The organism is Pseudoxanthomonas sp. (assembly GCF_036845285.1).
Taxonomy (GTDB): Bacteria; Pseudomonadota; Gammaproteobacteria; order Xanthomonadales; family Xanthomonadaceae; genus Pseudoxanthomonas_A.
The window spans coordinates 36,906-56,700 of record NZ_DAIUEE010000019.1 but is presented as its reverse complement, the minus strand read 5'-3'; the positions used below and the strand labels follow the sequence as shown (position 1 = coordinate 56,700).

Annotated in this window: 14 protein-coding genes and 2 rRNA genes; 11 read left to right on the top strand and 5 right to left on the bottom strand. The window is 67.9% G+C overall.

From position 1 onward, the window contains the following. From V7060_RS17400 to V7060_RS17370, 7 genes are all read left to right on the top strand, one after another. Nucleotides 1-152: ribosomal RNA gene (locus V7060_RS17400) — 23S ribosomal RNA — on the top strand; the annotation flags it as partial. A gap of 126 nt (nucleotides 153-278) precedes the next feature. After that, nucleotides 279-393, top strand: a 5S ribosomal RNA gene (gene rrf / locus V7060_RS17395). A 93-nt stretch (nucleotides 394-486) separates the two neighbouring features. Next, nucleotides 487-1,710, top strand: coding sequence for a dipeptidase (locus tag V7060_RS17390; RefSeq protein WP_334180479.1), 1,224 nt, complete (start codon nucleotides 487-489; stop codon nucleotides 1,708-1,710). A 75-nt stretch (nucleotides 1,711-1,785) separates the two neighbouring features. Continuing rightward, on the top strand, nucleotides 1,786-2,631 hold the full coding sequence (locus V7060_RS17385) for a metal-dependent hydrolase (protein WP_334180478.1): 846 nt from the start codon (nucleotides 1,786-1,788) through the stop codon (nucleotides 2,629-2,631). A gap of 191 nt (nucleotides 2,632-2,822) precedes the next feature. Continuing rightward, entirely contained in the window at nucleotides 2,823-3,701 is an 879-nt protein-coding gene (rpoH, locus tag V7060_RS17380) for an RNA polymerase sigma factor RpoH (RefSeq protein WP_334180477.1), read from the top strand. A gap of 133 nt (nucleotides 3,702-3,834) precedes the next feature. Continuing rightward, complete coding sequence (locus V7060_RS17375; RefSeq protein WP_334180476.1) at nucleotides 3,835-5,265, top strand: hypothetical protein; 1,431 nt, start codon at nucleotides 3,835-3,837, stop codon at nucleotides 5,263-5,265. 73 nt (nucleotides 5,266-5,338) lie between these two features. Continuing rightward, complete coding sequence (locus V7060_RS17370) at nucleotides 5,339-5,812, top strand: DUF1203 domain-containing protein (RefSeq protein WP_334180475.1); 474 nt, start codon at nucleotides 5,339-5,341, stop codon at nucleotides 5,810-5,812. Here the strand turns inward: V7060_RS17370 and V7060_RS17365 are convergent. The 3 genes from V7060_RS17365 to V7060_RS17355 are packed head-to-tail and all read right to left on the bottom strand — an operon-like array spanning nucleotide 5,785 to nucleotide 10,624. Beyond that, nucleotides 5,785-7,071 carry an NAD(P)/FAD-dependent oxidoreductase gene (locus tag V7060_RS17365; RefSeq protein ID WP_334180474.1) on the bottom strand — a complete coding sequence of 429 codons (1,287 nt, stop codon included), beginning with the start codon at nucleotides 7,069-7,071 and terminating at the stop codon, nucleotides 5,785-5,787. The genes V7060_RS17370 and V7060_RS17365 overlap by 28 nt on opposite strands. Nucleotides 7,072-7,121: 50 nt before the next feature. Next, nucleotides 7,122-8,438 (bottom strand): MFS transporter, encoded by a 1,317-nt coding sequence (locus V7060_RS17360; protein WP_334180473.1) that lies wholly within the window; start codon nucleotides 8,436-8,438, stop codon nucleotides 7,122-7,124. Beyond that, nucleotides 8,438-10,624, bottom strand: a complete 2,187-nt coding sequence (locus V7060_RS17355; RefSeq protein ID WP_334180472.1) for a primosomal protein N' — start codon at nucleotides 10,622-10,624, stop codon at nucleotides 8,438-8,440. The genes V7060_RS17360 and V7060_RS17355 overlap by 1 nt, the downstream gene beginning before the upstream one ends. Nucleotides 10,625-11,070: 446 nt before the next feature. Here V7060_RS17355 and V7060_RS17350 point away from each other — a divergent pair, with 446 nt between their 5' ends. Both V7060_RS17350 and V7060_RS17345 read left to right on the top strand, forming a co-directional pair. Continuing rightward, on the top strand, nucleotides 11,071-12,042 hold the full coding sequence (locus V7060_RS17350; RefSeq protein WP_334180471.1) for a hypothetical protein: 972 nt from the start codon (nucleotides 11,071-11,073) through the stop codon (nucleotides 12,040-12,042). Further along, nucleotides 12,029-12,619, top strand: coding sequence for a DUF3106 domain-containing protein (locus V7060_RS17345; protein ID WP_334180470.1), 591 nt, complete (start codon nucleotides 12,029-12,031; stop codon nucleotides 12,617-12,619). The genes V7060_RS17350 and V7060_RS17345 overlap by 14 nt, the downstream gene beginning before the upstream one ends. On the opposite strand, the gene V7060_RS17340 is transcribed toward V7060_RS17345, so the two are convergent. Further along, nucleotides 12,616-13,845: a DUF3667 domain-containing protein gene (locus V7060_RS17340; protein ID WP_334180469.1), complete on the bottom strand. Its 1,230-nt coding sequence runs from the start codon at nucleotides 13,843-13,845 to the stop codon at nucleotides 12,616-12,618. The genes V7060_RS17345 and V7060_RS17340 overlap by 4 nt on opposite strands. Before the next feature lie 102 nt (nucleotides 13,846-13,947). On the opposite strand from V7060_RS17340, the gene V7060_RS17335 reads away from it, so the two are divergent. Then, nucleotides 13,948-15,345, top strand: coding sequence for an MATE family efflux transporter (locus V7060_RS17335; protein ID WP_334180468.1), 1,398 nt, complete (start codon nucleotides 13,948-13,950; stop codon nucleotides 15,343-15,345). Between the two features lie 50 nt (nucleotides 15,346-15,395). Beyond that, nucleotides 15,396-17,300, top strand: coding sequence for a signal peptide peptidase SppA (gene sppA / locus V7060_RS17330; RefSeq protein WP_334180467.1), 1,905 nt, complete (start codon nucleotides 15,396-15,398; stop codon nucleotides 17,298-17,300). 312 nt (nucleotides 17,301-17,612) lie between these two features. Here the strand turns inward: sppA and V7060_RS17325 are convergent, their stop codons facing one another. After that, nucleotides 17,613-19,763: a prolyl oligopeptidase family serine peptidase gene (locus V7060_RS17325; protein WP_334180466.1), complete on the bottom strand. Its 2,151-nt coding sequence runs from the start codon at nucleotides 19,761-19,763 to the stop codon at nucleotides 17,613-17,615. Nucleotides 19,764-19,795: the final 32 nt, after the last annotated feature.

Genomic DNA, 19,795 nt, shown 5'->3' with positions numbered 1-19,795 from the left:
GCATCTAAGCGGGAAGCGCGCCTCAAGATGAGATCTCCCGGGGCACAAGCCCCCTAAAGGAACCATCAAGACTAGGTGGTTGATAGGTCAGGTGTGTAAGTGGGGCAACCCATTGAGCTAACTGATACTAATGATCCGTGCGGCTTGACCATATAACCTCAAGTGGCCTTGGACTCGACGATATCGTCAGAGAAAATCCAATGCCCGCTACGTCACAAGACCCTATGAGAGATTGGCGCCTTAATCCGTTAACTGGATGGCGACGCTCCAACCCTCTCCCTGGTGAAATTAGCGCTGTGGTCCCACCCGTTCCCATCCCGAACACGGAAGTGAAACGCAGCCGCGCCGATGGTAGTGTGGCTTAAGCCATGCAAGAGTAGGTCATCGCCAGGGGCTTTACCCCAAAACCCCCAGCCGAAAGGTTGGGGGTTTTTTCTTGTGTCGCTTTCGCCAACAATCGGGTTCCATCCTGGGAGGGACGAATAGATGACGTTGAATCGAGTGGTCTTGGTCAGCGTGCTGGCAATGATCTGCAGCGATGGTGCCGCAGCGAGCGAGTCCGTGGATGCACGCCGCGTGCATGAGGACGCGATTGTGCTCGATACCCATCTGGATACGCCGGCCAACTTCCGCCGTCCGGGCTGGAGCATTGCCGACAACCACCAGCACGAAGGCGACCTGTCCCAGGTGGATTTTCCACGAATGAAGGCAGGCGGTCTGGACGGCGGTTTCTGGGTTATCTACACGGCGCAGGGCGCCCGCGACGAGGCCGGCAAGCGCGCGGCGCGCGATCACGGACTGGATCGTCTGGTGAGCATCCGTGAAATGCTTGCGGCGAACCCGGGAGATATCGAGCTTGCGCTTACGGCCGAGGATGCGGAACGCATCGCGCGTACCGGCAAGCGCGTTTCGTTCATCAGCATGGAGAACGCAGCGCCTCTCGCCAGCGATCCCAGCCTGCTCACCGCCTACTACGGGTTGGGGCTTCGGATGCTCGGGATCACGCACGTGCGGAACAATGACTTCGGCGACTCATCAACCGATCCTGCCGGGCCGGAGTGGAAAGGTTTGAGTCCAGCCGGGCGCGCCCTGGTCGCGGAGGCCAATCGCCTCGGCATCGTCCTGGACGCCTCGCACGCCAGCGATGCGGTATTCGATCAGTTGCTCGCCATATCGCGAGCTCCGATCGTGCTTTCGCATACGAGTGCGGATGCGCTGTATGACCATCCCCGCAACATCGATGACGCACGGCTCCGGCAACTCGCAGCGAAAGGTGGCGTCATCCACGTGAATGCTTATGGCGGCTATCTCATCAATATCCCCAAGATTCCCGAGCGCGAGGCCGCGATGGATGCCCTTGGCGAGAAGTACGGTCCGGAAAGCACGCTTTCGACGGACCGTGTGACCGCTTACCTGGCTGAGCGACAGGTCATCGAGGCGCGCTATCCGGTCAAACGAGCCACATTCGACGACTACATGGCGCACCTGCTGCACATCCTGAAGGTTGCGGGCGTCGATCATGTGGGCATCGGTGCGGATTGGGATGGCGGCGGCGGCGTCGCTGGCATGGAAGACGTCAGTGCACTTCCGCGTATCACGGAGGCATTGCTCGCCGCAGGCTACACCGAGCAGGACGTCCGCAAGATATGGAGCGGCAACCTGCTGCGCGTGATCAGGCAGGCGCAGGCGATGGCATCGCCTGCAGGCTGATCAAGGTCCTGCCGGCGGCGTTCCTTCACGTTGAACGGCGCGATAGTTCGGTCGATGTCCGGGGAGGACGGTGTCATGGAAGAATCGATCACGGCCAGGCGATTTGCCTCCCCTCTTCCCGGCGACATCCCGAAGCACTGGCTGCCGGGCAGCGAGGTGGTGTCGTCACTGCTCAATGCCTACACCATTCTGGTGCCCGCGAACGAAGCCTTCTACATCCGCACGCTCAACGCGTGCCTGCCGCAGTTGCGCGATGAAGACTTGCGCCGGCGCTGCCGGGCCTTCATCCGGCAGGAAGCGCAACACGGCGTGGCGCACAAACGCTATTGGGACAACCTGGATGCGCAGGGCTACGCCTACCGAGGCATCGAACAGGCGGTGGATCGTCGCATCTTCCGCGTCATGGATCGGATCGCCCCGTTGTGGCTGCGCGTCTCGCTGGTGAGTTGCGTCGAACACATCAACGCGTTCCTGGGATACGAGTTCCTGAGGCAATCGATCCTCTCCGGCGCCGATCCGCGCGTGCGCGATCTCATGGAGTGGCATTTCGCCGAGGAGATCGAGCATCGGGCGGTGGCATTCGATCTGCTGCAGGCCGTTTCGCCGCGTTACCCGGTGCGATTGCTGGGCGCGATGATGACGAGCACCCTTTTCTATCTCCTTTTGACTGCCCTGGCAGCATCGCTGCTCGCACAGGACCGCCGGCTGTGGCGCATGGCCACATGGCGACAGCTGACGCATCACCTTGGAGGCGGCGGGCATGGCATGGGGCGTCGGACGCTTCATCATCTGCGGGACTACCTGCGCCCCGGGTTTCATCCTTCCCGGTTGCCTGGCGCGGATCCGTTGGCCGCGGCCGTCCTGGAGCGGCAGGGGACGACCACGCCACCTTCGATCGTGCCGATGCCATCTCGCACCTGAACGAAGGCGTTCAAGGTTCGCAGGCTGGCGGCGGGTGATCGGAACGCAATGCACACGGCTTCCGCAAGCTGCTGATTCAAAAGGCCTTCTGTCCACTTCGATCGGAAGCCGCCGTTGTTGCACGGCTGGAACGATGGGGAACTTCCTGGGTGGTTAGCAGTCGAACCCCCCGACTGCTAACATCCTTGCCCATGAGCCAGAACACTGCCACTACCGCCTTGGTCACCAGCAACCTGCCGATCCCGAGTGCCCTGGGTTCGCTGGATGCCTACATCAGCGCCGTGCACCAGATCCAGGTGCTGTCGGTCGAAGACGAGCGCGCGCTCGCCCACCGCTACCGCGAGGACGAAGACCTCGACGCCGCCCGCGAGCTGGTGCATTCGCACCTGCGTTTCGTCGTGCATGTCGCGCGCGGTTACAACGGCTACGGCCTGCCGCTGGGCGACCTGATCCAGGAAGGCAACATCGGCCTGATGAAGGCGGTGAAGCGCTTCGATCCCGACATGGGCGTGCGCCTGGTGAGCTTCGCGGTGCACTGGATCCGTGCGGAGATGCACGAGTTCATCCTGAAGAACTGGCGCATCGTGAAGGTCGCCACGACCAAGGCGCAGCGCAAGCTGTTCTTCAATCTGCGCAAGTCGAAGACGCGCCTGGGCTGGATGAATGCCGAAGAGGTCAGCGCCATCGCCAAGGACCTCAATGTGTCCGAGCGTGAAGTGATGGAGATGGAGTCGCGCCTGTCCGGCCGCGACATCGGCTTCGATGCGCCGTCCGACGAAGACGAAGACCATGCGCCGCCCTCGCCGGCCAGCTACCTGGTCGCGCGCGACGAGGATCCGTCGCAGGCCTATGAGCGTGCCGACAGCGAAGACAACCAGATGGAGCTGCTGCGCGAAGGTCTGGCGAACCTGGACGACCGTTCGCGCGACATCATCAAGCGCCGTTGGCTGGATGGCGACAGCAAGATCACGCTGCAGGAACTGGCCGACGAATACGGTATCTCCGCCGAGCGTGTACGCCAGGTCGAAGCCAACGCGCTGAAGAAGATGAAGGCGCTGTTCGCCGCCTGATCGACCCGCTTCGAGTGAGCATCGGAAGAGGCCCGGAGACGGGCCTCTTCCTTTTTGTCCGGGTGCATCGGCTGCATCAACTGTGATCCACTACGCAACGTTCCGGATCGGACACAGGCACAGGGAGCATCACATGGGTTGGGGAAGGCAAGGGTGGCTGGGCGTGGGATTCAGCGCTGCAGTCGCAGCGGCGCTGATCGCCTTGGCGGGCATCGGAACGGCATGGGCGGCGAACGATGCGGACACCACCTCGTCCAGCGAGCGGGGCGGCGTACGGTTCTCGATCGATCGCGAGGAATACGATGCACAGGCGCGTGCGGCCATGCAGGGCGATCCTGTCGTGTCGAGGCACCTGGGTGCGATCCGGAAGGTGACGCTGGACGACGCGGCCAGCATGGATGAACCCGGCCCGGACGTGCTGGTGTTCGATGTCGAAGGCAGTCGTGGCAAGGGACGCATCAATGCCCGCTTCATCACCGTCAGCGCCACGCAGGAAGCGCTCGGGCCGGGCACGCTGGTGATGGCGGATGGCACCGTGCACGCCATCGAGGGCGATGCCGACGCCCTGGCAACGGAGATCCATGACCACGCGCACGACGCCGAGGAGGCGCTGCAGCAGGGCAAGGACATCTTCACCCGCCAGGCGCAGGAGGCAGCGCAGCGCTATCCGCTGATCCGCCAGCACATCGGCCAGATCGCGACCTTCGAGATCGATACCGACGCCACCGGTGCCGCGCCTGGCATGAATACGTTCGTGTTCGATCTCGTGGGCGATAAGGGGCGCGGGCAGCTGGAAGCCGACTTCATCACGGTCAGCGCCGACACCGAACGCCTGGGCAAGGGCGTGCTGACACTCGCCAATGGCCAGCGCCTGCCGTTCGAAGGCGAGCCGCGCGGTGCGGACGAGTCCGAGGAAAGCGTCGCTGGCAGCGGCCTGTTCGGCGGCATGCAGGACAACATCTTCACCCGCCAGGCGCGCGACGCCGCGCAGCGCTATCCGCTGGTGCAGCAGCACATCGGCACGCTGAGCAAGTTCGAACTCGACCTGATGGCGAGCGGCGAGGCCGAGGGCGCCGATGCGTTCGTCTTCGAGTTGGCCGGAGACAAGGGGAGCGGCCGCATCCTCGCGGATTTCATCACGGTCGATGCCGATACCGAGCGGTTGGGCCACGGAGTGCTGACACTGGCGGATGGCCGCGAGATCGCATTCGAAGGCGAGGCCCCGAGGGAAGGCGAACGCGCATCGCCGCGCACCGACACGGACCGGGGCGAAGCTCCCGAGACGTTCGCCCGCCAGGATGGCATCTTCGTGCTGCAGGCCAATGCGGCGATGCAGGCGCATCCGGTCGTGCAGCGCTATATCGGCGATATCCGCGAGGCGGCCTTCGATCGCGACGCGTCGTGGTCGGCGGAGGGTGAGCGATACATCTTCGACCTGAAAGGCAGCAAGGGCACTGGCCGACTCGAAGCCGAGTTCATCACCGTCGATGCCGACAACGAGCGCATCGAAGATGGCGAGCTGGTCATGGCCGACGGCACGCGCCATTCGCTGAGCTCCAGGTAAGCCGCGCAAGATCCGGATAGCCGGATCGCATGCGCGGCGCGAGCATGGCGCCTCTTCACTTCGGAGTGGCGCCATGTCGTTCGTTATCCGCGGGCTGTCGCCCGACCCTTTCCGTCCTCTCTTCTCGCTCGATGCCGCGGCGCTGGCCACGCGGAACATCCGCCGCGTCGTGGCCGATGCAGACCATGGGTTTCCCTGCCGCGTGACGCTCCAGGATGCGAGGCAGGGCGAGAGCCTGCTGCTGCTTCCCTACATGCACCACGACGTCGCCGGTCCGTATCGCGCGAGCGGTCCGATCTTCGTCAGCGAGGCCGCGCTGCAGGCGCCATCGGCGGAGTTCCGGCGCGCACTGCCGCCTTCGTTTCCGCGCCGCCTGCTTTCATTGCGCGCCTACGACACGGAAGGCGCGATGCTCGACGCCGAGGTGGTGGAAGGCATCGATGCGCTTCCCCACCTGCAACGCCTGCTGGACGCACAAGGCGTGGCCTACCTGCACGTGCACAACGCACGCCGCGGCTGCTATGCCTGCCGTGTGGATCCGGCCTGATCCGGCTCCTCGTCCGTCCCCAGGATGATTCGCGCGCCGCGCTGGTAGCTCCAGTACGCCCAGCACCAGTTCAGCAGCACGACCAGGCGGTTGCGGAAGCCGATCAGGAAGAACACGTGCGCGGTCAGCCAGAACCACCACGCCAGCAGGCCGGAGAATTTCAGCCGGCCGAAATCCACCACGGCCGCCATCCGGCCGATGGTCGCCAGATTGCCGTAGTCCCGGTAGCGGAACGCGCCGGGCGACGCGCCGCCCGACAGGCGTGCGCGCAGCACCTGCGCGACGTGGCGGCCCATCTGCTTGGCGGCGGGCGCCACGCCGGGCACTGGTCGTCCATCCGACGTCACCGCCGACAGATCGCCGGCCACGAAGATGTCCGGATGGCCCGGCACGCTGAGGTCGGGCTGCAGCAGCACGCGTCCGGCGCGGTCCAGCGGTACGCCCAGGGAGCGCGCCAGCGGTGACGCCGCCACGCCGGCAGCCCAGACGACTGTCCTGGCCGGCACGAAGGTGTCGCCGAGTTGGTAGCCCTCGTCGGTGATGTCGCTGACCGGCGTGCCGGTGACGACCTCCACGCCCAGTTTTTCCAGTTGCTTGCGTGCCTTGTCCGACAGCGCCTCGGGAAACGACGCCAGCACGCGCGGCCCGGCTTCCACCAGCCGCACGCGCGCTTGCGAAGGGTCGATGTGGCGGAACTCGTTCTTCAGCGTATGCCGTGCGATCTCCGCCAGCGTGCCCGCCAGCTCCACGCCCGTCGGTCCACCGCCGACGATGGCGAAGCTGAGCCATGCGGCACGCTTCTCCGGATCGCTTTCCGCTTCGGCGCGCTCGAAGGCGAGCAGCAGGTGGCGGCGCAACTGCAGCGCGTCGTCCAGCGTTTTCAGGCCGGGTGCGTGCGGCGCCCATTCGTCGTGGCCGAAGTACGCATGCGTCGCGCCCGTGGCCAGCAGCAGGTAGTCGAAGGCGAGCGCGGTACCGTCGGCCAATACCACCTGTTTGTCGTGCGGCACGATCGATGCGACCTCGGCCAGCCGCACTTCCACGTTCTGCTGCCCGCGCAGGATGTGGCGCAGCGGTGCGGCGATGTCGGGCGCCGACAGGCCGGCGGTAGCCACCTGGTAAAGCAAGGGCTGGAACAGGTGGTGGTTGTGCCGGTCGATCAGGGTGATGCGCACCGGTGCGCGGGCCAATGCCCGCGTGGCCCAGAGGCCACCGAAACCACCGCCGACGATGACGACATGGGGAAGTGCTGCCTGCATGTTCCGTGCTCCTGTCACCGGATGCGATTGTCGCACGCACCACCCGCCGGTCAGGCGGGGTCGCGGTCGATCAGCGAGGTCGTGCGGGTGTCGGGCATCCACAGGTAGACCAGCAACGAGCACGCGATGCACGCGGTGACATACCAGTAGAAGCCGGTCTCCAGGCCGATGTCCTTGAACCACAGTGCGACCATGTCGGCGGTGCCGCCGAATATCGCCACGGTGAGGGCATACGGCAGGCCGACGCCGAGCGCGCGGATCTCGACCGGGAACAGTTCGGCCTTCACCACCGCATTGATCGCGGTATAACCGCTGACGATCACCAGCGCCGCCATTACCAGCCAGAACGCCTGCGTGGCGCTCTGCACGTCCTGCAACTGGCTGAGGATCGGCACGGTGCACAGCGTACCCAGCACGCCGAACGCGATCAGGATGCGGCGGCGCCCGATCCGGTCCGACAGCGCGCCCACCACCGGCTGCAGCAGCATGTAGAAGAACAGCGTGGCGGCATTGATCAGGCTGGCCGTCTCGGCCGCCATGCCGGCGCTGTTGACGAGGAACTTGTGCACGTAGGTGGTGTACGTATAGAACGCCAGCGTGCCGCCCATCGTCAGGCCGATCACGGAGAGGACGGCACGCGGATGCCGCAGAAGGGCGCGCAGCGTGCCTTCGCTCCGTTGCTGTCCGGCGGCCCCGGTTTCCCTGCGCGAGAACGACTCGGTTTCCACCATGTTCCGGCGCAACCACAAGGCGACCAGTGCCGCTACCGCGCCGATCGCGAACGGGATGCGCCAGCCCCACTCGCGCAACTGTTCGTCGGTGAGGAACACGCGCTGCAACGCGATCAGCACGCCCAGCGCGATCAGGTGGCCCATCACCAGCGTGACGTACTGGAAGCTCGACCAGAAGCCGCGGTGTTCGCGCGTCGCCATCTCGCTGAGATAGGTCGCCGACGTGCCGTATTCGCCGCCGACCGACAGGCCCTGCAGCAGGCGCGCCAGCACCAGCAGGATAGGTGCGGCGATGCCGATGCTCGCGTAGCCCGGGGTGCAGGCGATGATCAGCGAGCCGCCGCACATCATCACCACCGACAGCATCAACGCACGCTTGCGGCCGTGGCGGTCGGCGTAACGCCCGAGCAGCCAGCCGCCGAGCGGGCGCATCAGGAAGCCCACCGCGAAGATCGCCGCCGTCTTCAGCAACTGGCTGGTGCGGTCGCCGCCCGGGAAGAACACCTCGGCGAAATACAGCGAGAACGCGGCGTAGACGTACCAGTCGTACCACTCCACCAGGTTGCCGACCGAGCCGCTGAAGATGCTGCGCAGGCGCTGGGCGGGAGTCAGGGCGGCATGGGGCGTCTGCGTCATCAATAGAGGTCCATGGGATCCACATCGAGCGACCAGCGCGTGCGGCGCGCTTCGGGCAAGGCGTGGAGGTCGGACAAGGCGAGGTCGAGCGTGCGATGGAGGGCGCGGCGCTCGGGCGAGGTCAGCAGCAACTGCATGCGATGCAGGCCGGCGCGACGCGGCATCGGTGCCGGCAATGGGCCGTGCATCTCGAGCGCGGCGTCGTGCCGGCGCAGCGCCTGTTTCGCCGCCTGCAGGAACTGCTGGGCCGCGTCGACGTGCTGCGCTTCGGCGCGCAGCAGGGCGAGGTGCGCGAACGGCGGGAAGCCGGCCATGCGCCGCTGCTCCAGTTCCGCCTCGGCGAAGGCGTGGTAGCCGCCGTTGATCAGCGTGTTCAACAACGGATGGTCCGGATGGTGCGTCTGCAACCATACGTCGCCGCGCTTGCCCGCGCGGCCTGCGCGGCCGGCCACCTGGATCAGCTGCTGCGCCAGCTTCTCGCCGGCGCGGAAATCGGTGGAGAACAGGCCCTCGTCCACGCCGACGACCGCCACGCGCGTCAGGTGCGGCAAGTCGTGGCCCTTGGCCAGGATCTGCGTGCCGACGAGGATGCCGGGCGCATCGCCCAGCTTCGCCAGTTGCTGGGCCAGGCCGTCACGCTTCTGCGTGGTGCCGCGGTCCACGCGCAGCACCGGCACGTCGGTGAACTGTTCGATCAGCAGTTCTTCCAGCCGTTCGGTGCCGATGCCCTGCGGCTGCAATGCAAGACCGCCGCAGTCGGGACAGGCCGGTGGCGCCGCCTGTCGCGCGCCGCAGTGATGGCATTGCAGGCGCTTGCCGCCGGCGTGCACGGTCATCGGACTGTCGCAGCGCTTGCAGTGCGCACTCCAGCCGCAGTCGTGGCACAGCAGTACCGGTGCGTAGCCGCGCCGGTTCTTGAACACCAGCACCTGGCCGCCGGCGTCCAGCGCCTGGCGGATCGCCTGCAGTGTGTCCGCCAGCAGGCCGGCCTGCTGCGCGCGCTTGCGCACGTCCAGCACGCGCACCGCCGGCGGCTGCGCATCGCCCGCGCGCCGCGACAGGCGCAGGTGCGCGTAGCGCCCGCTGCGTGCGTTGTGCAGGGTTTCCAGCGACGGCGTGGCGCTGCCCAGCACCACCGGCACGTCCAGCGCCTTGCCGCGCACCAGCGCGAAATCGCGTGCGTGGTAGCGGATACCGTCCTGCTGCTTGTAGCTGCCGTCGTGTTCCTCGTCGATCACGATCAGGCCGGCCTCCGGCAGCGGCGTGAACACCGCCGAGCGCGTGCCGACGATCACCCGCGCCTCGCCACGCAGGCAGGCCGCCCATGTGCGTGCGCGTTCGCCATCGTTGAGGCCGGAATGCAGCGCGTGCACCGGCACGCCGAGGCGTTCGCGGAAGCGCGCCAGCGTCTGCGGGGTCAGGCCGATCTCCGGCACCAGCACCAGCGCCTGTCGTCCACGGCGCAGGCAGTCGGCGATGGCATGCAGGTAGACCTCCGTCTTGCCGCTGCCGGTCACGCCGTCGAGCAGCAGCGCGCCGAAGCCGGCCGTGCCGACGATCGCCTCGGCGGCCACCCGCTGTTCGTCATTGAGCGCTGGCCCCGCGCGTGGCGAAGGCGCCGACGGCGTGCCCGCTGCGGGGATGCGTTCGGCCAGCCCGCGCTTGCCGAGGTCGCGGGCGGTGGCGCGGCCGCTGTCCAGGTGCAGGTCCAGCGCGTCTTCGTCCAGCGTGCCGTGCCCGGCCAGCAGGTCGGCGAGCCGGCGCGGCCGGCTGCCGTTCCGCAGGCGGTCGCGCTGCAACTGGCCGGCCTCGGTCAGCCGCCAGTGCCAGGCGTGGGTGTCCGGCAGCGCCTCGCCCTGGCGCAGCACGCCGGGCAGGGCGGTCGCGACCACTTCGCCCAGCGGGGCGTGGGTGTAACGCGCCAGCCAGTGCAGCGAATCCAGCAGCTCGCCCTGCAGCAAAGGCGCGTCGTCGAGCAGGGCATCGGCCGGGCGCAGTTCCAGGCCGGGGTCGGTCGGCGCATCGACCCCGGCCACGAACCCGGTCAGGGCCCGGTTCCCGAACATCACCTTTACCCGCTTGCCGACATCGCCGGGCGAGGCGTCGTGACCGGGCGGGGGCAGGTAGTCGAACAGGCGCGGCAGGGGGACCGGCAGGGCGACGCGCAGGACGGAAAGGGATGGCATCGGGTGCAGTGTATCGGGCCGCCAGACCGCAGGTCTGGTCTCACGCAGTTGCGCTCATGTCCTGTCAGTTTTTTGACGATAATCACGCAAGTGCCGATCCCAGAAGGAGATTCCGGCTTATCCACACGCGCTGTGGATAAATCTGTGCATGGCGCGAATGCTTCACGGCGCGATGACGGTCCTGCAAGCATCCGGGTCACCTTGGTCAAAAAAGTGCCAGCAAGTCTTTTTCTATCAAAATCATTGGGTTAGCCGTGAAACCCGGCTGACACATTGGGCCATGGCAGGGGATGAAGGCACTCGGTGACGGTTTGGTGACTGCTGTGCACAACGTTATTTCCCGGAAACCCTTGTGCCGTCGGGGAGAGCAGATTCCGGCGGCCTGTCAAGCGTCCGTACGGGTGCGCCGGGTGACTATGATCGATGCGTCCGCAACCGGTTCCACGATGGCCTCTTCCGACTCTTCCTCTTCCCCCGCACCCGCCGCGCTCGCCGCCTTCCTGCGCGGCTGTGAGCGCCGGGGCGCGGTGTTCGCCGAACTCCAGTGCGGTGATGCGGAGCGCGGCGATGTCGCCCTCGCCGCCGCGCTGCGTGCCTTCCGGGCGAAGGCGGCAGCCCTGCCGATGGCCGACTGGCCGGTGCGCTTCTGGTCGCTGCTGGCCGCAACCCCGCAGTTGCGCGCGGACGGTCCCAACGCGCGCTGGCCGGGGGACTTCTCGGCGTTGGCGTCGTCCGCACCCGCCGACCGGTCGGCGCTGCTGCTGCGACTGGCCGGCGGCCTGCAGGAAGCCGAGGCCGCCGGGGTGCTGGGGCTGGAAGGCGCCGCCTACCGCGACGCACTCGCTCGCGCCTGCCCGCGCGACACGCTGGGTCATCCGGATGCCGCCGGCTGGCGCACGCTGGCCGAGGCCATCCAGCAGCACCTGCGCGAACTGCCGGCCGACCGTCTGGCCACGCTGGCGCGCCTGCGCGAAGAGGCGCTGGCCGGTATACGCCTGCCGCCGCGGGAGGCGACCGCCATCCCCGCCGTCGCAGGCGAAACGCCGCGCCGGGGCCGCTGGGTCCCGATGGCCGTCGTCGTGGTGCTGCTGGTCGCCCTCGCCGCAGCCGCGGCCTTCTGGTGGTGGCGTTCCTCATCGCTGCCGTCAGCGACGACGCAGGTGGCCGCGCCGGCGGACGACGACGGCGTGCAGGCTTTGCCGCCGGACCCGGTGATCACCGTGGACGAACTGCCGCCCGCCGGATCACCAGCGACCCACGCCGATACCGCCGCACCGTCGGCTTCCGATCCGGATGCGGCCCTGCTCGCGGATGTCGATGAACCCCGCGCCCGCGAGGCGGATTTCCTGGCGTGGTACGTCGCCACCGGCAGTGCCGCGCAGGCACCCGCTGCAGAGGTCGCCCATGCGGACCGCTAGGCGGCGTGCGGCCAGCATCCTGCTGTGCATGCTGATGACCGGCGTGGCCGGTATCGCGCTGTCGTTCGCGCAGGACGCCACCCCGATACGGGGTGCCGCGCGGTCGCCTGCGCTGCCGGACACCACGCCATCGCCGCGCCAGGCGTGGGAGGCATTGAGCGTGCGCGAACGCGAAGACCGCCGCGCCCGCTATGCGGCGTGGCGCGCGCTGGACGACGTGCAGCGCGCGCGCCTGCGCGGTGCCGCCAACGAGATCGCCGCACTGCCGCCGGAACATCAGGCCGCCTTGCGTACGCAGTTCGCCGTACTGGACGCGATGCAGCAGCGCGGCTGGCGGCTGGGTCCCGATCTCGGCGCGGACTGGCCGCGGCTGCAGCCGCTGTTCGCCTATGTTCCGCCTGGCGAGCGCGACGGGTTGCTGGCCTTGTTGCGGCAGCTGGACGCGGAGCAGCGGGATGACCTGGCCGCGCTGGCGCAGCGCCTGCCGCCGCAGGACCGCGATGGCTTCCGCCGCGAACTGCTCGCCGTGCCCGCGGGCCAGCGCCGCGCGTGGTTGCGGCAGCGGCGTGATCGCTAGGCGTTGACCCAGGTGGTGAGCGCGAGGAACACGATCGCCGTCACCAGCATCATGAAATAGAGCGTACCGAGTACCGAGAACTTCAATGCGGTGAACATCCAGTGCTGGCGGTAGACGCGTTGCTGCATCCAGAACAGGTAGACGGGCATCCAGAAGAAGATCAGCGTCTGCAGCAGGCCCAGCGGCCATCGCCCCCACCATGCCGTCGCCGGCAGCAGCCCGCTGATCGCCGAGCAGATGCAGATCGCCAGCACGCACAGGCACAGGTAGGCATGGCTGTAGAGCGCCACCACCAGGTGCTCCAGATAGACGCGGCGTGTCTCGATGTAGAACAGCTTCAGCAGCAGCGCGAACAGTGGCACCAGTACGAACAAGGCCGACGGTACCGAGCCGATCAGCACGTTCTTGAAATGCTCCGGATCCTGCTGGATGCGCGGGATGTTCTGTTCGCCGCGGGCGAGCTTCCCGGTGAGCCAGCGATTGGCGAAACCGGGCAGCCAGCTGACGTCGACGGGATTGGTCTTCGCATCGAACGGCTTGTCGTTCACGGTGATCAGCGAGCCGGCAGGGATGCCGGGTAGCGGCTTCCCTTCCGGAAAGCGGTCCGGCTTCGCCAGCGCAGGATGATCGGGTTGCAGTTCCGCGATGCGTTCGCGCGCGCGGCGCTGGGTGGAGAAGAGGTTCTTCTGGATGCGTTCGCGCATGAAACCCAGGCCGGCCGGCATCCCGGCGTAAACCGAGGCCAGGTCCTCCACCGTCCTGTCGCGCAGCTTCACCACCTCCTCGACGGTCTTCAGTCGCGTGAAGTCGACGCCACCGGCATCCGGATCGGCCATCAAGTTGGGACCTGCGCCGTCGTTCCCCGCTGCAACTGGGGGCGGCGTCGGCATCGATACCTCGCCGAGGTGCACGGTGAACTTCGCCACGAAGAACGTCAGCACGCTGAGGATGACGAACAACCGCAGCGGCGCCACGAACGGCGCGCGGTGGCCGGCCAGGTAGGCGTTGGCCAGCTTGCCCGGGGAGAGCAGGGTGCGCAGGGTGCGGAAGATGCGGCCGTCCAGGTGCCAGAACGACTCGAACACCTCTTCCACTGCATGCCCGAAGCTGCGCAGCGGGTTGTGCGCGTTCTGCCCGCAGACGTGGCAGTAGCCCCCCTGCAGCGGCGTCTTGCAGTTCTCGCACGCGCGGGCGTGCACGGCGTCGGCATCGTGCGATGGGGTCATGGGGCGTTCGGGTGGCGCGGCGGGCGAGCAGGTAAGATACCGGCCTCCCGTGACCCGGTGCCAGCGCGACGCCGCGCGGCCGCAGTCCGGCGGTTGATCCTCATGTCCGTTTCTTCTTCCCCGACCCTGCGCTTCGGCCAGGAAGTGCGTGCCACGGGCACGCTCGCCCTGCCGCTGGTGCTGGGCCATGTCTCCACCGGCCTGATCGGCTTCGTCGACAACGTCATCGCCGGCCACCACGCCACCGCCACGCTGGCGGCGGTGACCGTCGGCACCGCGCTGCTGTGGCTGCCGATGATGGTGCCGATCGGCACGCTGATCTCGCTGACTGCGTCGGTCTCGCAGCTCGACGGCGCCAATCGCCGTGCCGAGATCGCGCCGCTGTTCCGCCAGGCGCTGTGGCTGTCGCTCGGCCTGGGCCTGCTGATGTTCGCCTTCCTCAGCGCGGCGCCGTACGCGCTGGCCGCGTTCGGCATCGCGCCGGACATCATTCCTGGTGCGACCGCCTTCCTGCACGGCATCCGCTGGGGCGTGCCGGCGCTGACGTTCTACTTCTGCATGCGCTACCTCAGCGAAGGCACGCACTGGACGCTGCCAACCATGATCCTCGGCTTCGGCGGGCTGCTGGTGCTGGCGCCGGTCGGCTACGTGCTGGCTTTCGGCAAGCTGGGGTTCCCGGAGCTGGGCGCGGGCGGGCTGGGCATCGCCTCGGCACTGACGATGTGGCTGCAAGCGATCGCGTTCGCGATCTACCTGACGCGCGCGCGCCGCTTCGCCGACCTGCAGCTGTTCGCGCAGTTCGACCCGCCGCGTCGTGCGCCCATCATGCAGTTGCTGCGCACCGGCCTGCCGATCGGCATCACCGTGCTGATGGAAGGCAGCCTCTTCATCGTCACCGCGCTGCTGATCGCACGCCTCGGCGCCATACCTGCGGCCGCGCACCAGATCGCCATCAACGTGTCGGCGCTGTGCTTCATGGTCCCGATGGGCGTGGCCGAGGCCACCACCGTGCGCGTGGGCCATGCCGTCGGTGCGGGCAACACGCTGGGCGTCAGGCGCGCCGCGCACGCGGGCTACGTCATCGTGCTGGCCACGCAGGCGTGCTCGGCGCTGTTCCTGTTGCTGGGCCACGATCTGGTCGTGTCGCTGTACACCGACGACCTGGCCGTCGCCGCGCTGGCCGGCACGCTGCTGCTGTTCGCCGCCGCGTTCCAGTTCCCCGATGGCATCCAGGTGCTGTCGGCCGGCGCGCTGCGCGGGTTGAAGGACACCCGCGTGCCCATGTGGCTGGCGGTGGTGTCGTACTGGGGCCTGGGCATGCCGCTGGGCGCCGGACTCGGCCTGGGCCTGGGCTGGGGGCCGCAGGGCATGTGGCTGGGCCTGATCGTCGGTCTGACCGCCGCCGCCGTGCTGCTGGGGTGGCGCTTCGAGCGCAGCAGCCGGCGCTGGCAGGCCGCTGCCGCGCCTCCCGCCGTGGACACGGTGACCAACGGGGCATGAAAGCCTCACGCACGACACGCTAAAGTGATCCCAGTTTCCCGGAGTTCCCCATGAGCCAAGTCGCACCCGCACCCCGTCGCAGCCCGGTCGTCACGTTCTTCGTCGGCCTGTGGGACGTGCTGAACTTCACCCGCAAGCTGATCCTCAACCTGATCTTCTTCGGGTTGCTGTTCCTGATCTTCATCGTCTTCGTCATCGCCGCCGGCAGTGGTGCGACGAAGCCGCTGATGGAGCGCACCACCTTCGTGCTGGCGCCGGAAGGCCGCCTGGTGGAACAGTTCACCGCCGATCCCGCCACCCGCGCGCTGGCCAAGGCGCTGGGCGACAAGAGCGCCGGGGAAGTGCAACTGCGCGACCTGCTGCGCGCCATCGAGGCGGCGCAGAAGGACGAGAAGATCGAACGCATGCTGCTGCGCGTGGACCAGTTGCAGCCGACTGGCTACGCCTCGCTGCGCGAAGTCGCCGCCGCACTGGCGAAGTTCCGTGCCTCGGGCAAGCAGATCGTGGCCTTCGGCGAGAACATGAGCCAGACGCAGTACCTGCTGGCCGCGCAGGCCGACGAGGTCTACATCGACCCGATGGGCAGCCTGGTCCTCGAGGGCCTGGGCCGTTACCGCCAGTACTACCGCGAAGGCCTGAAGGACAAGCTGGGCGTGGACGTGCACCTGTTCAAAGTGGGCGAATACAAGTCCGCCGCCGAACCCTACGTGCTGGACGGCGCCTCGAAGGAAGCCAAGGAAGCCGACCTGTTCTGGATGAACGACGTGTGGCAGCGGCTGCTGGCCGACATCGCCAAGGTCCGCAAGACGACGCCCGAAGCGCTGGCCGCCGGCATCGACACGCTGCCCGAAGGCGTCGCCGCCGCCGGTGGCGACCTGGCCAAGTACGCGCTGCAGCAGAAGCTGGTCGACGGCCTGAAGACGCAGGAAGAAGTCGAGAACCTGCTGATCGAGCGCGGCGTGGCCGACGAGGATTCCGAAACCGGCTTCCGCGCCATCGGCCTGACCGGCTACCTGACCCAGATCGACGCCAGGAAGAATCCGCTCGACAAGCGCCCGCAGGTCGCGGTGATCGTGGCCGAAGGCGAGATCACCGACGGCGACCAGCCGGCCGGCCGCGTCGGTGGCCTGTCCACCTCGGCGCTGCTGCGCGAGGCGCGCGACGACGACGACGTGAAGGCCGTGGTGCTGCGCGTGGATTCGCCCGGCGGCGGCGTGTACGCCTCCGAGCAGATCCGCCGCGAAGTGGCCGCATTGAAGAAGGCCGGCAAGCCGGTCGTCGTCTCGATGGGCGACCTGGCCGCATCCGGCGGCTACTGGATCAGCATGAATGCCGATCGCATCTACGCCGACCCGTCCACCATCACCGGCTCGATCGGCATCTTCGGCATGATCCCCACCGTGCCGCGCACGCTGGAGAAGATCGGCGTGCGCACCGACGGCGTCGGCACCACCCGCTTCGCCGGCGCGTTCGACATCACCCGTCCGCTGGACCCGGCCGTGGGCCAGGTGATCCAGTCGGTCATCGACAAGGGTTATGCCGACTTCACCGGCAAGGTCGCCGAGGCGCGCAAGAAGCCGGTCGAAGAGGTCGACGCCGTCGCCCGCGGCCGCGTGTGGAGCGGTGCGCAGGCCAAGGAACGTGGCCTGGTGGACGAACTGGCCGGTTTCGATGCGGCGGTGGCTGATGCCGCCAAGCGCGCCAAGCTGGGTGAGTCTGATGCCTACCGCGTGCGCTACATCGAGAAGATGTCCTCGCCGTTCTCGCAGCTCATGAGCGGCCTCGCCGGCAGCCGCATCGGCGCGGCATGGTTGAAGGACTCGGACTTCGCCCGCGCCCTGCTGGCGCGCAGCCTGCCGGAGATGGAAGCGCAGCTGCGCTTCGTCGACGAAGCCGTGAACGACCGCAACGGTGCCCCGGTGAAGAGCCTGGCGTACTGCTTCTGCGGATTCTGAGTTCCAGCGACATCGTGTGATCGACGGGCCGCGCGGGAAACCGCGCGGCCCGTTGCGTTTGGGGCATCGCGCACGCCGTAGGCGACGGCGCTCCGCACATGACGCTTCGAGTTCAGAGCGTGGCGCGTCGCGTATCCGCATGCGATGCACCGTGCTCGGCGGGACGTCGCGCATCGCGATCTTTCGAGGGGAAGCGTGCAGGCCGGGGAAGGCCAATGGCCATGCGGGCGGCGCGGATGCGTGACGCCCGATGCCGTCGTTTGAATGCGATCGACCTCCGGCCCGCGCGGATGCGGGCCGGAGGCGCAGCACTCAGGGCGTGCCGGCGTGGGCCGGGATCAGCGTGTCGATCAGGAAGGTCATGCGCAGCGCCATCAGTTCCGGATTGCGGAACGCATCGCTGACGCCGTGTCCGCCTTCCTCGTCCTCGAGGAAGTAGACGGGGGCGCCTGCGTCGAACAGGCGCGAGGCCAGCTTGCGCGCGTGGCCGGGGCCGACACGGTTGTCTTCCGTCGAGATGGTGACCAGGAACGGCGGGTACGTGGTGCCTTTGCGCACGTTCTGCATCGGCGAGTACGCGAGCATCGCCTTTGCTTCGTCGGGCTTGTCGGGATTGCCGTACTCGTTGATCCACGCCGCGCCCATGCCCATGTGGCGCATGCGGATGAGGTCGGTCAGCGGCACGTCGCTGACCACCGCGCCGAACAGGTCCGGGCGTTGCGTGCCCAGCGTTGCCGACAGCAGGCCGCCATTGGACATGCCGAACACGCCGATCTGCTTCGGCGTCGTGTAGCCGGTCGACACCAGTTGTTCCGCGACGGCGATGAAGTCGTCGTACGAGCGCTGGCGATCCTTGCGGATGGCCGCCTGGTGCCAGGCCTCGCCGCGTTCGCCGCCACCGCGGATCGCGGGGATCGCCAGCGATCCGCCGCGGTCCAGCCACAACTTGAACGCAGGACCACCGACCGTGTAATCGAAATAGCCTGGACGGTAGGAGATGCCGAACGCGCCGTAGCCGGTCATGAAGAGCGGCTGCGGACCGGTGGCCGGCGTCTTCGGATGCAACAGGTAGTAGTCCACCGGGGTGCCGTCGCGCGAGGTGGCCGTGCGGATCTCGGTGACGTAGCGGCCTTCCTCGAACAGCGCACGGTCCTTTGCCAGCAGGCGCAGCGGCTGGCCGGGGCGGAACAGTTCCTGCCGGCGCGGACTGACGAAGCCGTTGGTGGCGACGATCAGTTCGTCATCGGAACTGCCGCCGCCGCGCACCGAGATGGTGTCGCCCGGCTGTCCGGCCAGTGCTTCGTCGACGGTCCAGCCATCGGTACCGGGGTGGGCGAGCAGCACGCGCGGCACCAGCCGGCGATTGACCACGAACGCGAGCTTGCCCTGCGCGCTGGCGATGTCGCTGCGACCGCCAAGGTAGTCGCCGTCGGCAGGCGTGTAGATGCGCGTGACCTTCTTGCCGGCGGGCACGGACGGATCGCTGTTCCAGGCCAGCAGGGTTTCGGCCGGATACGCCGTGCCTTCGACGACCTCGTCGGTGCCGAGCTGCACCACCACCTGGTCGCCGACCAGCGCCTGCACGGCCATCGGCTTCAGCGAACGCGGCAACGCGGCCTGCTCGATGCGGCCGTCCTGGGTCACCGCGAACACGTCGAAGGTGGAGTAGTTGATCGCGCGCACGATGATGCCGCGCCGCTGCGCGCCTTCGCCCACGGCGAACAGCTGCACGATCGCGTCGGACGGTTCCGCTGCGTAGACCTCGCGCGCGCTGGCCAGCGGTTGTCCGCGGTGCCACAGGCGGACGGAGGCGGGCCAACCCGCCATCGTCTTCGGCGCGCCATCGGCCGTGTGCTCGACCATGATCTGGTCCGGCCCCAGCCATTCTGCAAACGCGCGTGCTTTCGGCGTGCGGAAACCGCCATCGACGAAACGGGCCTGGTCGAGGTCGAACTCGCGGATCTCGACTTCATCGCCGCCGGCGGGCGACAGGCGCAGCAGGCAGCGGCTGAAGCTGGGCGCCAGGCAGGCGCTGGACAGGTCGTAGGCCTGCAGTTCGAGCGGCGCGTTCTCGGTCTTGCGCAGCTGTCCCACGTCCAGCACGGTGCGCCATGCGCCCGGCAGGCCGTCGTCGCCGCGGCGGGCGAGCTGCAACAGGCCGTACGGATGTTCGGCATCGCGCAGGAAGCGCAGCGCGCGCTGGCCCATCAGCGTGATGTCCGGCTCGGCCGCGCCGGTGGCCAGCGCAGAGGCGAGTTCGGCCTTGACCGTCGCGTACGTGGGCATGGCACGGATCTTGGCTTGCGAGGCCGCGGTCTTCGCGCGCGCCCATTCCAGCGCCTGCGCGCCGTGCGGTGCTTCCAGCCACTGGTCGTCCGCGGCGTCCGCCATCGCAGGCGCGGAGGCCGCCAGGGCGAGCAGCGCCAGCGCATGGAGGCGCGGCACCTTGATATCGATATGCATGTGATCGTTCCCGTCGGAGGGCCGGCGCCCGC